Genomic DNA, 17782 nt, shown 5'->3' with positions numbered 1-17782 from the left:
CGTTTGAACGGAGAAAAATAAAAAGCTGCCCGGAAATTTCCGAGGGCACTGAAAAAACAGATGGCTTTTCAGTGCCCTCTTGAAGAGTAAAAGTGAGAGTCGCCAAGTTAGAAATACTAACTTGGCGACTTTTCTATTTGGTTCCAGTAAGTAAAATGCTTCACATAACGGTTGACATCGTACTTACGAACGTAGTTGTTAAACCGAGTTCTGTTCAAAAAAGTGGAAAAGTTGAGAAAAAGCGTATTTATCTTGATTCATCATTACAGCTGCAAAAATAGAAATTCAAATCCGTTTTATTTCAAAATATAACTTAATCGACTATATTTCAATTATTTCAAAGAACTATTATTCACTTTAACGGAACAGTAGTGAACATTTATTATATAAATACAAAATATTATCATAATTCATAGTAATAATTATATTAATAATAGTAGCTTTGTTACTCCTTAAACATATAGTTAAACAATGAAACTAAAACACAAATTAAACTATATACTACAATGAAAAACATGAAAATTGCATCCTTTATGATAAAATTCATAATGATGCCCCTGCTTGTCAGCACTTCCTGTGTAAATGAAATTTCAGAAGAACCGACAACCCTTCCCGGAGAAATTCCTATCCGCCTTTCTACACAAATTTTATGCAACCCCACACGTGTTATTGATAACAAATTTCAAGAAAAGGACGCCATTGGCTTGTATGTATTGACACAACCATCAACTATCAATCAGAAACGATACATTGACAATATGCGTTTCACATGTTCCCAAACCTCCGGCTTCGAACCGGAAGAAACGATTTATTATCCTAAAGGAAACGGAGAATGTAACTTCATCAGTTATTATCCTTTTCAAGAAACAGGTATTGAACCGGACAAAAGTACAATGCAGGTCCAGATACAGACCGACCAAAGTACTGTGGGCGGACTATCACTTTCCGACTTTATGATCGCTGTAAACAATGACATTACACCCAGCCAGAACATGGTTGCCATGGAATATAAACACAAACTTTGCAAACTGGAAATCATTATAAGACCCGCAGCCGGAGAAGACTTACAAGAGCTCTTGGCTGATAACCCTACCTTATCCTTAAACGGATTCCATTCGGAAGCATCTTATGATTTTCTCACCGGCCAATTCGGGTCATCGGGACAAACGAGCGGCATTATTCCTTATGGAGAATGGAAAATAGAGAATAATACCCTTATAGGCAAAAAAGCGATACTGATACCCGAAAAAATAGAGTCTGACAGTCACTACATAAATATGGAAATAGATGGAAAGAGCTATAGTTGCCCATTTCCGGACAACTTTCAGCTGTCCAGTGAAAAAAGCTGTTCCATAGGCATTATCTATAAATCATCCGAAGGTATTCAAATCAACAACTTCGATCATAGCATTGCAGACTGGACAGAAGGGGAGTCGGGTGAAACGACAGCTCAGGAAACATCAGGTATAATTCACCTGGCTGCACTGAAATTCAGTAAGAGTAATGTATATAAAGCCATTAACGAAGGGACGCAGGTAGCAGAGATCTGTAAAGAGTACCTATTGGCAGACAATATCGATGCACAAGCCATCGTCGCCTATCCTGTTCTAAATGGAAAGACAGATTTAAACAACGGCACGGTAATTTGTTTACTTGACGAAACAGCAGCCGTTCACGGAGGCAAGGTCTCTTGGAACAAAGTTAATAATGTATTAGCCTACACGCCCGGAAATCAAAGCGTCATCAACGATTTCTACATAGCCGAAGATAACTCAATATCAATATCCAAGCCGGAAAATCCTCTACCTGTACGGTTGCAAGAAGATGTCTTGACAGATATACGGAATACGGAAACCAAAACTTATCCTATAGTAAAAATAGGAATCCAATATTGGATGGGACGTAGTTTGGAAGCGGCACGCTATACCGATGGTAAAACAATTACTTTGAAAAAGGATTTCACGGCAACAGCAGGCTATTACACCGGGAAATATCAAGATGCGCCTCAAAATTTTTACTTTTACAATTCTGAAGCTGTTATTTCAGGCAAGTTATCACCCCAAGGATGGAATATTCCTACCGAAACCGAGTGGGAACAACTAAAGCAATATATAAACAATGATGCTTCTAAACTGAAATCCGGACCATGGTCAAGCGATGAAAGCGGTGACAAGCTTCCTATACTTAACACTACAGGATTCAATGGAATGCCGGAAGGATATATTCTAAAAAGTAAGAACGGATATACCAACGGCTTATATACGGTGGTATACTGGTCTACCAATTCATCTGGAAATCAAATAAATAAAGCAATCTATTTGCTGCATACTACAAATGAAATAAAAGACGGCAATATAACAGACAGAGCTCTTTCTGTCAGATGCATCCGTAAATAACAAGCACTTTGCCTATCATACAGAATCTAAAGTTTAGGTAGATCTCCTCACCGCTACTGGCCCAAACTTTAGATTCTGTATTTTATCGTTAAATTATTCTCTTCATTCGAATAGGGAATCTTCTTCTTTTTTCTGTCTTTATAATCAAGAAATCAATTATAAAACCCAAAACAGAAAATATATGCAGAAAGTATTATTTATCACTACAATTCTACTTACATTATTCGCCCTCTCTATCCATGCTGAGCACAATCCTCAAAAAAGACCAGATGCATCTGCCCAATTCCAAACCGTCTCCGGTCACAGTATCAGTTTAAATGGTATCGGACTGGCATATAGTTATGAATATGCTTTTGCTCCGAAAGGTACTGTTATTTTTAGCGCAGGAGCTTCTTATGCTTTTGAAAGAACATGGCAACTCAAAATGGAATCACTTCGCGAATTCCATATCGCTACCAAAGACTATCATTTAGTAACCGGAGATTTAGCCATAGAACCACGTTTTTATTATAACCTGAAGAAAAGGCATCGCAATGGCAAGCGTACTTGGGGTAATTCCGGTGGGTATTTATCTGCCTGTTTCGGATATTCTTTTCCAATAGCCATCAGCAGCGGAGTAAAAACAGCGCATATATATGTTATCACCCCATATTGGGGATTTCGACGCGTATGGAAACATTTTCTTTTCGATCTATCTGGCGGAGCCGGTTATATAAAGTCCTCCAACGGCAATTCCGCCATCTATCCTACTGTGAGAATAGGACTGGGATATAGATTTTAAACGTCATACTCTAATTGAAGAATAAATAACCAAAGTACCGAATACAAAAAATGGCTACTCATCCCGAGCAACCAATCTTTTGTTAACCTTAAATCTAATACTTATGAAAAAAACACAATACAAATATACCGAATTTCAAGCAATTAGCAAATATCAGAGCAAAAATATCCTGTATTATAACACCGTTTAATACTCGATCTTGTTTTGTTAATACTTTAGGCTAAAAACGTTAACAATTAACACATTCGTTCACAGTTCTCCTGTAGCTCTATAGCCATAGGAAAAACAATATTATTTTCTAAATGAATATGATGATGCAAATTTTTCTCAAATGTCTCCAACATCTCAAATAATAACCTGTAGGTGTCACAAGCATCATCGGGTACTAAATATCCCTGAGCCAATAAAGAAATCCGGCGAAAACGTTCACCTTCGGCATCATGTTCATGCATCATTACCGAAATAGGGCTACTGACACTGCCACAATGAAAAGGCGGAACGGGGCGGTGTTGGGTCACTGCATCGAACAAATCGTATATATAAGGAAACAACACCATTTCCTCCTTGGTAAGATGATTATTCAGATCTATCCAGGACTCCTGAAACAACCCACGTATCTCATGAAGTTCCGGATGCTTCTCACCGTGTACCTCACAAACTTTATCAAGCAATTGAAGAATCTGCGGTCCCTGGTAACGGATATTACGATGATGGAATTTCAGGATGTAATCTACCAATAAATCCATAGGCCAACTTTTAAAATCAAAAATCGGAGAATGGTTCGGTTGCGTTTGCCCCAACTCTTCCAACAAGCTGTCCACCCCTGCTCCGGCTCTTTCACAAGCATCAGTCAGCGAGACATCTCCATTGCAACAGAAATCAATGCCATACTTATTGAATACCTTTGCGTGATCAAAACGATCGGCTACAATCTGGCCGACTGTCATAAGTTTATAATCTTTCATATTTTCCTCTTTTATTATTCAGAGGACAAAGGTAGGGAACAGAAAACAAATAATTTGTAACCAATGTTACAGGAAGGATTTTCTTTTGTCTTTCGAAGCAATATGAAGTATAAAACAATGGCATACACAGTTTTCTATAACTTGTGTATGCCATATTCTTTTCTTAATTAAAATAATACAGAAAGATAGCGATACCTTCGAGTGCTTTCTTAGGCTGATCTTTAATCTCAATCGCAAACTTAATTTCAGCTTTAGCCACACCACGCAAGTTAGTAAGAGAATGCAGACTTGCCTTCAGTCGCACACTTTGACCTGACAGTACTGCTTGCCCGAACTTCATCTTGTCCATACCATAATTAATCATCATCTTCAAATTATTTACTTCAATAATCTGATTCCACAAATGAGGAAGTAATGACAATGTCAGATATCCGTGAACAATGGTGCTATGATAAGGGCTCTCCACCTTAGCACGCTCTGTGTCCACATGAATCCACTGATGATCTAATGTTGCATCAGCGAAAAGGTTGATACGTTCCTGAGAAACCTCCAGATAGTCAGAGACTCCAATCTGCTGCCCCACTAATTTCTCAAAATCTTCATAAGAATTAATAATTACTTTATCCATATTTCTTCATTTAAAAATGTACATCTTTGCTACAAAGATATATTTTTTTTAGATAAGTTAAAATTAATCCGGTCTTTTAGATTCTTCATCAGAAAAACTCGCCGGCTTAGTACATGAATCTACTTTCCCAAATATCCGATACCGATATTTGGAAACCAATAAATACAATGCATCCCTTACTTTTACCGGAATCAGGATCAATGGATAAAAACACTGCCAGAATCCTCCCAGGTCTTTTAAGATATAAAGTATAGCCGTAGATTTAGAATAACAATCTCCTTTCCGGAAATAATAGAGAGTCTTATTACTACTTTCAACAGCATACCGGTCCAACAAAGTTTTACCCGCTTCAGATTGCAGTGAAACAAAACGGAACAACTTTCTTTTATCCCTCTTTACAATAAAAGAAACTGTCCCGTTGCAGAGATTACATATACCATCGAAAAGTATAATATTCATTCTATATTTCTAAATAATGGAAGTCTCGTATGCACTGGTCAACATATCATAATCGGCATCACTGTATTCTCCTTTTTCCCGAGCCTTCTGCACCTGTTTGATAAATGTTTCTACCTGTGAAAGGAAAGTCTGATAAGACTTCATCTCGCTTTCATGACCATTCACGGCAGGAAGTTTTTTAGCAGAATCGAGTTGTTTGGTAAGTTCAGCTACTTTCAGGTCAATGCGGGGGCCATCCATCATATGCTTACGTGCATACAGGTTCAAAATACTCTGCATCGTAGCAGACATCTTCCGTACAGACATAATCTGTTCTTTCAGCGGACTGTCCGCCAGAAGCACCTGTTCAGCCTGTTCGGTAAACGGACTCAGAATATCAAAAACATTCTGCTTGTATTCAGACATCTGTGTGCTCAACTGATAATTCGCCTCTAACAGTTGCTTCGCTTTGGTTACATCTTTCTTTTTCAAGTAAGAAAGATAGGTATCGAAATTTGCGTAGAACTCTGCTCTCGCCTTAAACAATCCGGCATAGTTCTGCACCAGATTCTGGCGGGTTTCTCCATTGAAGTAATCTCCGGGATTCATCACCGTCGCCGAATCTTTTGCAACAACTGTCGGTGGGGCGATGGCGGTAAGAGCCGGTACTTTTCCTTTTTGTTCCATATAATCCAAAACGGCATTTACATCTTTTTCCTTCACCATATCTTTTAATACTCCGAGAGAAGTATTATAATATTTGATTACCTCTGTCGCATTTTCAATATCTGCCGTACTGGCAACAGGAGCTTTGCTCTTGCTTCCACCCGAACAAGAGGCCAACAGAAAAGCACTCACAAGTGCTCCAAAAAACAATAGATTCTTTTTCATAATGTTTCCTTTAATAATTAGTAAATAGAACAAGCCTATAGATAGCTGATATTGCACTAATAACAATATAAAAGTCGTTTTGCTCTCAAAACCATCTATAAATTACAAAGGGAACAGAGAAATTAAAGAAATAAATATCATCGGAAGCGAAACCACATTACTGCATAAAACAAAAAATGGCTACTCGTCCCGAGCAACCAATCTTTTGTTAACCTTAAATCTAATACTTATGAAAAAACACAATACAAAAATACCGATTCCCAACTAATTAGCAAATTTACGCACGATATTCTGCTCTATTATAACATGGTTTAAAGTTACCGATAACTTATTAACATTTCACACTTGTATTGTTAACCATTAACAAGTTCCATTACTCGTTTTCAGACATAAAAAGGCTATCATACGTCATCCACCCAATAACGATGATATCCCCACCGGTACAATATTACTGAATTTCTTTATCCCCCCTGATCATATTCCAATCCTTCAGATAACAATTTTTCCGATGACAATGAACATGTTACAGGTATAACCGGTATTTCATTCATAACGAAATGAATGTAGACCTCAAAAGATAGTTTATAACCAACCCACACAACCCTATGCATTTCTGAAGCAGAAAGATAGAAATCAGATAAAGGCAGTAATCTATTATTCAATTCGAACAGTTCGAATGATGGAAAAAAAGAGAAGTCGATATTGTGATATTCTTTCAATAATAGAATCTTGTCACTTAATTTATTCTTTTTGATTTCTTGTATATTAATGTTTTTTTCTTGCTTAAGACATCAGATAGTGGTATATTTACCCCGAAACACTTCAGCCCGTTTTTTAACCTTAAAAGGAATTGAATATGAAAAATTTAAAATAATTATTGATCGTACTAATCTTTGTTACATAAAAAAACAAATAAAACAAATAAGATGAAACAAGTAAACACTGTTTTGACAGTCATTCTGTTGGTAGTATTGACTGGATGTGGAAGAAATAAACAATCAAACGATGATTTAATCATCGTGGACGTTTCGAAAAGCTATCCTAAAAAAGAATTGATTCTTCAGGATTTTATGAATGTGGAATATGTTGCGCTGGAAACTACAGATGAGTTTCTTACACAAGGCTTAGTACAAGATGTGGGAAAAGAATACTTATTGGTAACCAATAGGAATAATGATGGGGATATTTTTATTTTTGACAGGCAAACCGGTAAAGGATTAAAAAAGATAAATCGGCGAGGGCAAGGGGCAGAAGAATATGCAAGGATTAATGAGATTATTCTTGATGAAAACAATGATGAAATATTCGTAAAGTCACCGGGAAATAAAATCTTAGTATACGATCTTAACGGAGAATTCAAACGGTGTTTGAATCTTGGTAGAGATATTTCATCTATTTTTGATTATGACAAACATAATTTGATCTGTTATGATATGTCAGATTATCATAACAAAGGAAAAGATAGAAACAAATCGTACCATATTCTTATATCAAAACAGGATGGAAGTATCACCCGGGAAATTTTTATTCCTTTTAAAACGATTAACACACCGATTGTGACTGATGGAGATCGATTTATAGCAAATTATTCTTACCAAATACGCCTAAGTAACGGCAAATGGACACTTATGGACGCATCAGCCGATACATTGTATAACTATGCACCGGATGGTACATTAAGCCCCTTTATTGTAAGAACCCCCTCTGCAAATACTATGGAGCCTGAAATTTTTCTTTATATGGGTATTCATACCGACCGTTATTACTTTATGGAAACCGTTAAAAATGTATTTAACTTTGAAAAAGGTAACGGATTCTATACAGATGAGCTGGTGTACGACAAGAAGGAAAAAGCCATATTTCAAGTTGCCGTATATAATGATGACTATGCAGAAAAAAGAACTGTAGCTATGACGGCGAAATCAATAAATCGCGATATCGAGGATGTCACGAGTTTAAGTGCATCCCAACTTATTGAGATTTATAAGAAAGAGCAACTGAAAGATGGCAAATTGAAAGATATTGCTTCAAAGTTGAATGAAGAAGACAATCCTGTAATCATGTTGGTAAAGCAAAAAAATAGTGGTTTAAAATGAAAAAGGCAACCAACTATTTTATCAAGAGCAGTGGATCATCCACCACCTGCTGAACACTCCTTTTATTCCATTCGCAGGATTGTTGACCGAATAGATGGTGTTGCTCTTGTTCTTTACGTATACTATGAGGTTGTGTTAAAACGTTTTTGACACAACCTCCTTTTCACATTTACATTCAATCATTATAAAAATAACTAACCTTTCATCATGCTATGCTTATCATGATTTTATTTAGCCTTTTACGGTAATTCGTTTGTAACCATATACAGCACGATCACCCAATTCTTCTTCTATACGGAGCAACTGATTGTACTTCGCCATGCGGTCCGAACGGCTCAACGAACCGGTTTTAATCTGTCCGCTGTTTGTTGCTACGGCAATATCTGCAATGGTTGCATCTTCTGTTTCGCCGGAACGGTGAGAGGTGACTGTCGTATATCCGTGGCGGTGTGCCATTTCAATAGCGTTTAATGTTTCTGTCAGCGAACCTATTTGGTTTACTTTAATCAGAATAGAATTGGCACAACCTTTTTCGATACCTTTTGCCAGGAAATCAACATTAGTAACGAAAAGGTCATCACCTACCAATTGGCAGCGGTCGCCGATACGTTGAGTTAATTTTTTCCAGCCTTCCCAGTCATTTTCACTCATACCGTCTTCGATGGAATCAATCGGATATTCGTTGATAAGTTTCTCCAGATAGTCAATCTGTTCCTCGGCTGTACGTTTTTTACCCTTTTCACCTTCAAACTTGGTGTAATCGTAGATACCGTCATGATAGAATTCGGAAGAAGCGCAGTCCATGCCGATCATTACATCCTTACCCGGTTCATATCCGGCAGCTTTAATAGCGGCAAGGATAGAGTTTAGTGCATCTTCTGTGCCTTCCAGATTCGGAGCGAAGCCTCCTTCATCACCTACAGCTGTACTCAAACCACGGTCTTTTAATACTTTTTTCAAGGCGTGGAATACTTCGGCACCCATGCGCAGTCCCTCTTTGAAAGAGTTTGCACCAACCGGGCGAATCATAAATTCTTGAAAGGCAATTGGGGCATCGCTATGTGATCCTCCATTAATGATATTCATCATTGGGACGGGTAAAACATAAGTATTTGTGCCGCCGATATATCTGTAAAGGGGAATATCAAGATAATTGGCGGCAGCTTTGGCTACGGCAAGTGAAACACCCAGGATAGCGTTTGCACCCAGTTTGGCTTTTGTCTTTGTTCCGTCCAGTGCCAGCATAGCATGGTCAATGCCCATTTGGTCAAGGGCTGACATACCAATCAGATGTGGGGCAATGACTTTATTAACGTTCTCTACTGCTTTCTGTACACCCTTACCGCCGTAACGATGTTTATCACCGTCGCGGAGTTCAAGCGCTTCATGCTCACCGGTCGATGCGCCCGACGGAACGGATGCACGTCCCATGATGCCTGATTCCAATACTACGTCTACTTCTACTGTAGGGTTACCTCTTGAGTCGAGAATCTCTCGTCCTGTAATTTTTTCTATTTTCATTGTTTCTCTTGTTTTTTTAGTCTCTGCAAATGTACTCACTTATGGGAAGCGGTAGAATAACTATTAATAGGTATTCCGTGCGGTCTCTTTCCCTATAAATCAGTATTATCGCTTTTATACTATAAAACAAAGAGAGAGGTGGAAAAGTTCAGTCGTCTTCAACCTTGACTCCTAACAGAGGCAGTAAGTCCATTGCCTGTAATGAACTGACTATAGCCCCTTTCAGGTCAGCTATGTTTAGTTGAATGCCTGTTATTCTTGAGCTCCTCAGGTCGATACCTTTTAAAGACGTATGCGAAAAATCTGCTTCAAGCAGTTCACAGTTGTCGAAAGCTGCCGGTATTAATTTACTGTCATTGAGGCTGGCGTTTCGAAAATCACAATGGCTGAAACGAACGGTTCGCATTTTCGTCATGGAAAGATTGATATATTGTCCATAACAATGCTCCATCCGGACATGGTTTAGGGTGGCTTCCGGAAAACCTGTTCCTAAGAGCTTGCATGATATAAATTCTACCCGGTAGAAAGTAGTTCCGGCAAAGGACACGTTGGATAAGTCGCAATTTTCAAAACGTATGTCTGTTAATTGGGCTGATTTCAACTGGCATTCGTTGAATATTTGTTGTTTGAAAGTACAATTGTTAATACTTAGATAGGGCTTATTTACTTGTCGGACAACTCCTTTAGAGAAATATAAATCAGAAATTTTCTCTTCATCCACCAAAATATCGAGCGGAGTGATGCTTTCGGACTGCTCATTGATGAATGGGGCTACGACTTTAACAGGTTGGACTTTCTTAATTGCTGGTTTCATATATTAGTCTATTGTTTTAAATGTTCTCCGAGGTATCCTCCACCTAATACGGCTAAAAGCCCGAGTATCATACTGGCTAATGTGTAAAATGCGAATATGCCGTAGAAGCCTCCTTTCAGTAAACTCAGGCCATCATTAGCCAAAGTAGAAAATGTGGTAAAACCTCCACAGAAACCAACAGTCAGAAATAGCCTTAACTCGAAGGATAGATCAAGACGTTCCGAAAGTGAATAAAATAATCCTATTAACAAACTCCCAGCAATGTTTACGGCAAATGTTCCCCACGGAAAGGGGAAAAAAGTAGGGCTAAGTTTTTCGTTGACGGCTATTTGTGCCAGATAGCGGGATACACTGCCTATGCCTCCTCCGATAAATATATAAATAATCTCTTTCATCTTTTTTGTTTTGTTGGCAAAGTTACCACTGTCAACTGTTTATGCAAACGTTTTCTGATAAATCTTCTTTATTTCGGTTCTATTCGTCGAACCGGAATCTGCTTCTTGCTTATCTTTGTTGCATGATTACTAATTTATATTAAACCATATCATGAAGAACATGAATAAACTGACTTTTAAGTTGGCTTGCTTTTTTCTTTCTCTTTTAGTGAGTAGTGTGGCAATGGCCGAAAGCATTACTTCTCCAAATGGACTCTTGAAACTGAACTTTTCGGTGAATGGAAAAGGGGAGCCTGTGTATGAACTTTCTTATAAGGGTAAAGAAGTGATTAAACCTTCTAAACTGGGCCTTGAACTGAAAGATGATCCCGGTCTGATGGATGGTTTTACATTGATTGATGCCAAGACTTCTTCTTTTGACGAAACCTGGGAACCTGTTTGGGGAGAAGTAAAGCAAATCCGTAACAATTATAATGAGCTTGCGGTAACTTTAGACCAAAAAGCTCAGGATCGTAAGATGTTGATTCGTTTTCGTTTGTACGATGACGGACTCGGTTTTCGCTATGAATTTCCGCAGCAAAAGAATCTGAATTATTTTGTGATAAAAGAGGAGCATTCCCAATTTGCTATGACAGGCGATCATACTGCTTTCTGGATACCGGGCGATTATGATACACAAGAATATGATTATACTCGATCGAAGCTTTCGGAAATACGTGGCCTGATGAAAACAGCTGTTACTCCCAATGCTTCCCAGACTCCTTTTTCTCCTACCGGGGTTCAGACTGCTTTACAAATGAAGACCGATGATGGATTGTATATCAACCTTCATGAAGCTGCCTTGGTGGATTACTCTTGTATGCATCTTAATTTAGATGATAAAAACTTTGTTTTTGAATCATGGCTGACTCCTGATGCACAGGGAGATAAAGGATATATGCAGACTCCTTGTCAGTCTCCATGGCGTACAATCATGGTCAGTGATGATGCACGTGACATTCTTACTTCCAAATTAACATTAAACCTGAACGAGCCATGTAAATTGGAGGATACTTCTTGGATTAAGCCTGTCAAATATGTAGGTGTATGGTGGGAGATGATTACGGGTAAAAGTACATGGGCTTATACTGACGACGTTTATTCAGTGAAGTTGGGTGAGACCGATTATGCTAAGACTAAGCCCAATGGGCGTCATGGTGCCAATAATGAGAATGTGAAACGTTATATCGATTTTGCCGCTGAACACGGTTTTGACCAGGTATTGGTCGAGGGCTGGAATGAAGGATGGGAGGATTGGTTTGGCAAGTCAAAAGATTATGTGTTTGATTTCGTCACTCCATATCCCGACTTTGATGTGAAAATGTTGAATGAATATGCCAAGAATAAAGGGGTAAAGTTGATGATGCACCATGAAACCTCTGCATCTGTCCGTAACTATGAACGCTATATGGACAAAGCTTACCAATTTATGGAAGATAACGGCTACAACGCTGTGAAGAGCGGATATGTAGGCAATATAATCCCACGCGGTGAGCATCATTACGGGCAATGGCTGAATAATCATTATCTCTATGCAGTGAAGAAAGCAGCCGATCATAAAATCATGGTGAATGCTCACGAAGCCGTTCGTCCAACCGGATTGTGCCGTACGTATCCAAACCTGATCGGTAACGAGTCTGCCCGTGGAACAGAATATGAAGCTTTTGGTGGGAATAAACCATTCCATACTACATTGCTTCCTTTTACACGCCTGATTGGTGGTCCAATGGATTATACTCCAGGTATTTTTGACACTCAATTGTCTTTCTTGAGTGGTGAACATAGTTTTGTGCATACCACTTTGGCAAAACAATTGGCCCTTTATGTTACACTTTATAGTCCGCTGCAAATGGCTGCCGACCTTCCGGAGAGTTATGAGCGCCACATGGACGCATTTCAGTTTATTAAAGATGTGGCAGTAGACTGGGATGACAGTAAATATATTGAAGCAGAACCGGGAGAATATATCACGGTGGCTCGAAAAGCCAAAGGAACCGATAATTGGTTTGTTGGAGGTATTACAGGTGAAAATCCCCGTACTTCTACATTCGTTCTTGATTTCCTGGATCCGGGGAAACAGTATGTAGCCACTTTATATGCTGATGGGAAAGATGCGGATTATGAGAAGAATCCTACCTCTTATGAGATTAAAAAAGGTATAGTGACTAATAAAACCAGGATTTCTACTAAATTGGCTCGTAGTGGAGGTTTCGCTCTCAGTCTGATAGAAGCTACTCCGGCCGACCGAAAAGAACTTAAAAAGTGGAAATAAAGGTGGGTTAGTGGTAAAAAGGTTAGTTTGGTTATTTTTTTGAAATGAAAGAGTCCGGATACACAATATGTATGTCCGGACTCCTTTTGTTGATAGTTACTATATTATCAATTAAGTGAGTCATCTCTTGACTTTCTCTTTTTATCTGCTGTTCTTATCTTTATTGATTATATCGTTTTTAATCAATTGATTAATAGCCTAATGTTGAATGTTTATAAAGCTAACTTTAACATAGAGTTAAAGCTTGTTTTTTAAATGCAAAGAACAAGTTGTTTGCATTTAAAAGATTTGTTCTTTGTACAGAGGGAATAACGATCTTTGTTTTCTCCTTAACATTGTTAAATTATTCTGTTGTGATTATATCTTTGCTTTGATAGCTTTTGTTCCCTATATATAATAAGGTGTAAACAACTCTACTTATTAGCTCCTCCATCCAGTAACTCGGCTATTTTCTTTTTCAGGTTTAGCTTGATAATTTCATCTTGCTGCAGTTCTATTTCTACTGTAATTTTGGCATTTCCCAATTTATATCTGATAGCTTCGTTATCACAATTTATCTGTTCTTGTTTGATGCTATATAAAAGGGCAAAATCATAATCTAACGCCAGTGAAATATTATATAATGTATCCGTATCAATGCTTTTCCTTGTCAGTAGATAATCTACACTTTGAGGCTTAACGTCCAATCTTCTTGCGAGTTCAGCTTTAGTGACCTGCCTCTCGGACATTATATTCTTGATAATTTCACCTATATAAATATTGCTTTTTTTCATTTGCATGAAAGTACAACATAATCCGAAGAGTTAGGTTTATCGGCATAAAAGAATATCTGTCTATTTCTGTATTTTGTTCATAATTTATTTGTTTTATCAGATAAATTAGGATATATTTGCTGCGGATAACAGAGAGGAGTGCACTAACACCCTTCTGGTAACAGAAGAAAAAACAGAGTGGAACATAACATTTATATTATTATTATTAACACTAAAATTTTGAGATTATGAAAAAGAAACTCATGATGGTTGCAGTGCTCCTGGGTGCTTTGTCACTGGGAGCTTGCGTAGACAACGACGAATCGGCATCGGTAACAGCGGTGCGTAACGCAAAAGCAGAACAGCTGAAAGGTGCTGCTGCATTGGCTAATGCACAGGCTGGCGTTCAGGATGCCCAAAAACGGTTGACTGAGGCAAAAGCTGCGGCTAAAGAATTTGAAAATCAAAAAGATCAAGAAGCCTATGAACGTGACAAAGAGAGGTTGATAGCTCAGGCAAATGCTGATTTATGGGCAGCTAAGGCTAATGAAGAAAGAGCAAAACAAGACTTCCTGAATGTTGCGGATGAACAATTGAAGGGGTTATACGGTGAGTATCAAGGTTACTCTTATCAGTTGAGTAGTCTACAGGAAACAAGAGATCAAAATGCAGTTACTTTGGCTAATTATAAAGCCGGGCTTATATCTTATAAGGAAGTAGTTGAAAAGCAGAAAGCTATCAAACTGGCTAATATAGCTCAGAATGATGCTAAAATTGCTGCTTATAGTAAGTACGATGGTTTGGATAAAGCTGATCTACAAAATAAAGCACTTGAGGCACTGCAGATTAAAAATAACGCAATAAAAGCAACAACAGCTGCCGCTCAAGCTAAAGTTCCTGCACAGAAGGCATATCGGGATGCTATTGCGGATTTTACAAGTGATGAATCTTCTTTGAAGACTGTGGTTGCTGCTCGTACCATAATAGATCAATTGCAGAATTTTGGTGTTGCCACTCCTATCACAGGCTGTGAATATGATTATATAGATGGTACTGGTGTATATTACTATTCAGGTCTGTTGTACATTGGTAATGGAGAATATATTCAGCCAATCGAAATAAGTTCAAAAGAGATAGCAGAAGATTTATCTGTTACTTATTATAGTTGGAAGTCTGAATATGCTAAAGAAAAGGCAACTCAAAATTTCAATAATGAATATGCTGCTGCTGTTAAACTTCTGGGCAAATCAGGTGATAAGGCTGACGCAGGAACCAAATATGCTGATTTAACCGCAGCGAATGAAGAACTGAAAGCTGCCGGTGAGGATCAAGTAAAAATTGATGCTGCCAACATTAGTATTGCTAAAGCTAAGGATGCTATAAATGAACAGAATGAATCCATTGCTGAATTGAAAGAGACAATAGAGTTGATTGCTTCAATGTCGGGAGCAGATGTTGCTGCTTATGATAAAGCTATTGAGGCTTTGAAGACAAATGAAACAGTTTTGGCTTATGTAGCTGCGTGCGATGCGTATGACGAGGCGGACGAAGCTTACGAGGTAGCTGATGCGAATTATTCTGCTTTATCTGCTTTAGCAAATAATTATGGGGTAGATGCCAAGGCCGAAATTCGGACTTTAGAAGCTGCCAATGCAACTTTAAATAAAGAAATTGCAGACTTAGATTCTACTTATGGCGTTTTGAATCGTGAACAACAAATTGCACGTCTTGAGGTTTCTGTAGCTAATCTTACAACGCAGATCGATGCTATTCAGAAACTTATGGATATAGTTATGGAGCAGATTAATGCTTTAATAGCAAAATAATCGCCAATAGTAACGGCAAATAAACAACAAATCAAAAAAAGTATCGTATGAAAATAAAAAGACTTTTAGTGTTGGCCGTTCTACCCATGATGTGTCTTGCAGCTAATGCGCAGAACTGTAGTAAAGACAATACTCCTAAAAAAGGTGACTTTACGGTAGCAGCTACTGTTGGATACAATAGTTACACAAACGTCACAGCCCCTTCGGGGCTGCTGACTGACTATGAAGTCAGAGCGCTCTCAACCAACTGGGCAGACAAAAAGCTGATGGTTGGTTTCGAAGGGGGCTGGTTCTTCAAAGATCAGTGGAAACTAAATTTGGGTGGCGGTGTCAGCTTCACGAATAACCCCGGTTATCCGGCTGTTCCCGGCACGATAGATGGTTCAGAATCGAATGGAAGTGGATCGGTAGACGATTTGATGGGAGAAATCCCTAACTATCGTGCCGTAGCCAGTGCCCAGTCGTTCGCCTATAATGTGTCGGCAGGTGTTGATCGTTATTTCAACATTAAGCGTGTTCCTAACCTGATGTGGTATACAGGCGTTCGCGTAGGTTTTGCTTACGGCGAAAATGAAATGAAGTATGATGAAGAGACCTCTATGGGTAAATCGGTTGCCGAGAGCTGGAATCTTCGTGGCGCCCTGACTATCGGTGTCGATTACTTTGTTCTTCCTGCCCTTTACATCGGTGCGCAGATCGATCCGTTTGCTTATACGTACAACAAGACTACGTATAATCCGCAAGCCGGTCTTGGCGATCTTTCGGCGGACAGCCACAACTACAGTGTTTTGGCGGCTCCGACGTTTAAGATCGGATTTAAATTTTGACCTCTATCTCCATCCGGCCGATAGGCTATCGGTCGGGTGGGTGATTTTATAAATAAATAAGTCCATTTATTTATACCTCCCCGGTGTCCGTGACGGCTATCGGGGATTTTTATTCACTGTCTTCTTCAAAATCAAAGTCAAAATCAAAGTCGTCCATAAATTCCGGAGTAGTGAATTCTTCAATGCTTCGACGGTCTTTTTTAGTCGGGCGTCCGGTGCCTCTTGCGCGATCAATGAAACCACTGATTTTGCTCATTTCCAAAAGTTCATATTGATCGGGTGTCGTTACGTTTTCCATCATCTCGGATACAAGTTTTGCTCCGACTCGTTTCTCGATAGCTTGTAATACTTTGAAAGAGTATGTAATGGGGGGCTTTTTTACTTGAATTACGTCTCCTGGTTTTATCATACGAGATGCTTTCACAAACGATCCGTTGATGCTGATTCGTCCTTTTTTGCAGGCCTCAGCGGCGATGGTGCGGGTTTTGAAGATGCGGACTGCCCACATCCATTTATCTATTCTTGCTTCAGGCATTGGTTATAAATTGAAAATGAATTATTATTTTTTGTTGAATTGATTCATCGTTATGTCGATTCCTGCCAAACAAAAGCTTTTGGCAATCTCTCCGGCTGTCTCCAGGCGCTCGTTCATTGTTGTCCAGTCTTCTTCCGTAAAATGTCCTAATACGAAATCAACCTGTCCGCCCTTTGGGAAGTCATTGCCAATGCCAAATCTCAACCGTGCATAATTCTGAGTTCCCAAGATAGCTGCGATATGTTTTAATCCGTTATGACCTGCATCGCTACCTTTGCTTTTCAGACGTAATGTTCCAAAAGGAAGAGCCAAGTCATCAACGATGATTAGCATATTCTCCAATGGAATATTTTCCTTTTGCATCCAATAACGCACGGCATTGCCACTTAGATTCATAAATGTCGAAGGCTTTAACAGAATCATTTGTCTTCCTTTCACGGATAGGGTAGCTGTAAAGCCATAACGACCGTCCTTGAATGATAGGTTGTTTGCTTTGGCCAAAGCATCCAACACCATAAAGCCTATATTATGTCGCGTTTCATGGTATTCTGGACCAATGTTGCCTAATCCGACAATTAAGTATTTCATATCTTTCAGTTTATTTGT

The 17782-nt window shown here is 38.7% G+C and carries 17 protein-coding genes; 6 read left to right on the top strand and 11 right to left on the bottom strand.

Annotated elements, in window-relative coordinates; all coding sequences use genetic code 11:
• Positions 1-116 precede the first annotated feature (116 nt).
• Positions 117-218: a DUF4372 domain-containing protein gene (locus tag KO473_RS13405; protein WP_157195908.1), complete on the bottom strand. Its 102-nt coding sequence runs from the start codon at positions 216-218 to the stop codon at positions 117-119.
• A 288-nt stretch (positions 219-506) separates the two neighbouring features.
• Here KO473_RS13405 and KO473_RS13400 point away from each other — a divergent pair, with 288 nt between their 5' ends.
• On the top strand, positions 507-2396 hold the full coding sequence (locus tag KO473_RS13400) for a fimbrillin family protein (protein WP_122130456.1): 1890 nt from the start codon (positions 507-509) through the stop codon (positions 2394-2396).
• A 181-nt stretch (positions 2397-2577) separates the two neighbouring features.
• Positions 2578-3177, top strand: a complete 600-nt coding sequence (locus tag KO473_RS13395) for a hypothetical protein (RefSeq protein WP_022011834.1) — start codon at positions 2578-2580, stop codon at positions 3175-3177.
• 236 nt (positions 3178-3413) lie between these two features.
• Here the strand turns inward: KO473_RS13395 and ric are convergent, their stop codons facing one another.
• The 4 genes from ric to KO473_RS13375 all read right to left on the bottom strand — a co-directional run bounded on the left by ric (position 3414) and on the right by KO473_RS13375 (position 6099).
• Complete coding sequence (gene ric / locus KO473_RS13390) at positions 3414-4142, bottom strand: iron-sulfur cluster repair di-iron protein (RefSeq protein ID WP_032542356.1); 729 nt, start codon at positions 4140-4142, stop codon at positions 3414-3416.
• A gap of 163 nt (positions 4143-4305) precedes the next feature.
• Positions 4306-4770 carry a MaoC family dehydratase gene (locus KO473_RS13385; protein WP_005775901.1) on the bottom strand — a complete coding sequence of 155 codons (465 nt, stop codon included), beginning with the start codon at positions 4768-4770 and terminating at the stop codon, positions 4306-4308.
• 63 nt (positions 4771-4833) lie between these two features.
• Complete coding sequence (locus tag KO473_RS13380; RefSeq protein ID WP_044299519.1) at positions 4834-5229, bottom strand: thiol-disulfide oxidoreductase DCC family protein; 396 nt, start codon at positions 5227-5229, stop codon at positions 4834-4836.
• A 9-nt stretch (positions 5230-5238) separates the two neighbouring features.
• Positions 5239-6099 (bottom strand): hypothetical protein, encoded by an 861-nt coding sequence (locus KO473_RS13375; protein ID WP_022011836.1) that lies wholly within the window; start codon positions 6097-6099, stop codon positions 5239-5241.
• Positions 6100-7025: 926 nt separating this feature from the next.
• Here KO473_RS13375 and KO473_RS13370 point away from each other — a divergent pair.
• The gene (locus tag KO473_RS13370; RefSeq protein ID WP_022011837.1) at positions 7026-8195 is read left to right on the top strand and encodes a 6-bladed beta-propeller; all 1170 of its coding nucleotides are present in this window, start codon (positions 7026-7028) and stop codon (positions 8193-8195) included.
• A gap of 231 nt (positions 8196-8426) precedes the next feature.
• On the opposite strand, the gene eno is transcribed toward KO473_RS13370, so the two are convergent.
• From eno to crcB, 3 genes are all read right to left on the bottom strand, one after another.
• Positions 8427-9716 (bottom strand): phosphopyruvate hydratase, encoded by a 1290-nt coding sequence (gene eno, locus KO473_RS13365; protein WP_005775910.1) that lies wholly within the window; start codon positions 9714-9716, stop codon positions 8427-8429.
• 148 nt (positions 9717-9864) lie between these two features.
• Positions 9865-10530, bottom strand: a complete 666-nt coding sequence (locus KO473_RS13360) for a pentapeptide repeat-containing protein (RefSeq protein WP_005818765.1) — start codon at positions 10528-10530, stop codon at positions 9865-9867.
• A gap of 8 nt (positions 10531-10538) precedes the next feature.
• Positions 10539-10925: a fluoride efflux transporter CrcB gene (crcB, locus tag KO473_RS13355; protein ID WP_005809844.1), complete on the bottom strand. Its 387-nt coding sequence runs from the start codon at positions 10923-10925 to the stop codon at positions 10539-10541.
• 151 nt (positions 10926-11076) lie between these two features.
• Between crcB and KO473_RS13350 the strand changes: the two genes are divergently transcribed.
• Positions 11077-13236, top strand: a complete 2160-nt coding sequence (locus KO473_RS13350; RefSeq protein ID WP_122130788.1) for a glycoside hydrolase family 97 protein — start codon at positions 11077-11079, stop codon at positions 13234-13236.
• Between the two features lie 413 nt (positions 13237-13649).
• Here KO473_RS13350 and KO473_RS13345 read toward each other — a convergent pair whose 3' ends face one another.
• The gene (locus KO473_RS13345; protein ID WP_165016011.1) at positions 13650-14009 is read right to left on the bottom strand and encodes a helix-turn-helix domain-containing protein; all 360 of its coding nucleotides are present in this window, start codon (positions 14007-14009) and stop codon (positions 13650-13652) included.
• Between the two features lie 227 nt (positions 14010-14236).
• Between KO473_RS13345 and KO473_RS13340 the strand changes: the two genes are divergently transcribed.
• Together KO473_RS13340 and KO473_RS13335 are read left to right on the top strand one after the other, a co-directional pair.
• Positions 14237-15814, top strand: coding sequence for a hypothetical protein (locus KO473_RS13340; RefSeq protein WP_022011840.1), 1578 nt, complete (start codon positions 14237-14239; stop codon positions 15812-15814).
• A 47-nt stretch (positions 15815-15861) separates the two neighbouring features.
• Positions 15862-16641, top strand: coding sequence for a BT1926 family outer membrane beta-barrel protein (locus tag KO473_RS13335; protein WP_216035127.1), 780 nt, complete (start codon positions 15862-15864; stop codon positions 16639-16641).
• Between the two features lie 109 nt (positions 16642-16750).
• Here KO473_RS13335 and KO473_RS13330 read toward each other — a convergent pair whose 3' ends face one another.
• Both KO473_RS13330 and pth read right to left on the bottom strand, forming a co-directional pair.
• On the bottom strand, positions 16751-17176 hold the full coding sequence (locus KO473_RS13330) for an RNA-binding S4 domain-containing protein (protein ID WP_005818776.1): 426 nt from the start codon (positions 17174-17176) through the stop codon (positions 16751-16753).
• A gap of 24 nt (positions 17177-17200) precedes the next feature.
• Entirely contained in the window at positions 17201-17764 is a 564-nt protein-coding gene (gene pth, locus KO473_RS13325; RefSeq protein WP_005809833.1) for an aminoacyl-tRNA hydrolase, read from the bottom strand.
• Between the last annotated feature and the right edge of the window lie 18 nt (positions 17765-17782).

Source organism: Bacteroides sp. HF-4919, assembly GCF_018860125.1.
The sequence above is the reverse complement of the archived record's forward strand: the minus strand, read 5'-3'. Positions and strand labels throughout refer to the sequence as shown.

What these genes read in the sequence shown, in the direction of transcription:
- KO473_RS13395 (WP_022011834.1), top strand. Translation starts at nt 2,578, where the DNA reads ATGCAGAAAGTATTATTTATCACTACAATTCTACTTACATTATTCGCC.
- KO473_RS13380 (WP_044299519.1), bottom strand. Translation starts at nt 5,229, where the DNA reads ATGAATATTATACTTTTCGATGGTATATGTAATCTCTGCAACGGGACA.
- KO473_RS13345 (WP_165016011.1), bottom strand. Translation starts at nt 14,009, where the DNA reads ATGAAAAAAAGCAATATTTATATAGGTGAAATTATCAAGAATATAATG.
- KO473_RS13400 (WP_122130456.1), top strand. Translation starts at nt 507, where the DNA reads ATGAAAAACATGAAAATTGCATCCTTTATGATAAAATTCATAATGATG.
- KO473_RS13335 (WP_216035127.1), top strand. Translation starts at nt 15,862, where the DNA reads ATGAAAATAAAAAGACTTTTAGTGTTGGCCGTTCTACCCATGATGTGT.
- KO473_RS13385 (WP_005775901.1), bottom strand. Translation starts at nt 4,770, where the DNA reads ATGGATAAAGTAATTATTAATTCTTATGAAGATTTTGAGAAATTAGTG.
- KO473_RS13340 (WP_022011840.1), top strand. Translation starts at nt 14,237, where the DNA reads ATGAAAAAGAAACTCATGATGGTTGCAGTGCTCCTGGGTGCTTTGTCA.
- eno (WP_005775910.1), bottom strand. Translation starts at nt 9,716, where the DNA reads ATGAAAATAGAAAAAATTACAGGACGAGAGATTCTCGACTCAAGAGGT.
- KO473_RS13360 (WP_005818765.1), bottom strand. Translation starts at nt 10,530, where the DNA reads ATGAAACCAGCAATTAAGAAAGTCCAACCTGTTAAAGTCGTAGCCCCA.
- ric (WP_032542356.1), bottom strand. Translation starts at nt 4,142, where the DNA reads ATGAAAGATTATAAACTTATGACAGTCGGCCAGATTGTAGCCGATCGT.
- KO473_RS13330 (WP_005818776.1), bottom strand. Translation starts at nt 17,176, where the DNA reads ATGCCTGAAGCAAGAATAGATAAATGGATGTGGGCAGTCCGCATCTTC.
- KO473_RS13370 (WP_022011837.1), top strand. Translation starts at nt 7,026, where the DNA reads ATGAAACAAGTAAACACTGTTTTGACAGTCATTCTGTTGGTAGTATTG.
- crcB (WP_005809844.1), bottom strand. Translation starts at nt 10,925, where the DNA reads ATGAAAGAGATTATTTATATATTTATCGGAGGAGGCATAGGCAGTGTA.
- KO473_RS13350 (WP_122130788.1), top strand. Translation starts at nt 11,077, where the DNA reads ATGAAGAACATGAATAAACTGACTTTTAAGTTGGCTTGCTTTTTTCTT.
- KO473_RS13375 (WP_022011836.1), bottom strand. Translation starts at nt 6,099, where the DNA reads ATGAAAAAGAATCTATTGTTTTTTGGAGCACTTGTGAGTGCTTTTCTG.
- pth (WP_005809833.1), bottom strand. Translation starts at nt 17,764, where the DNA reads ATGAAATACTTAATTGTCGGATTAGGCAACATTGGTCCAGAATACCAT.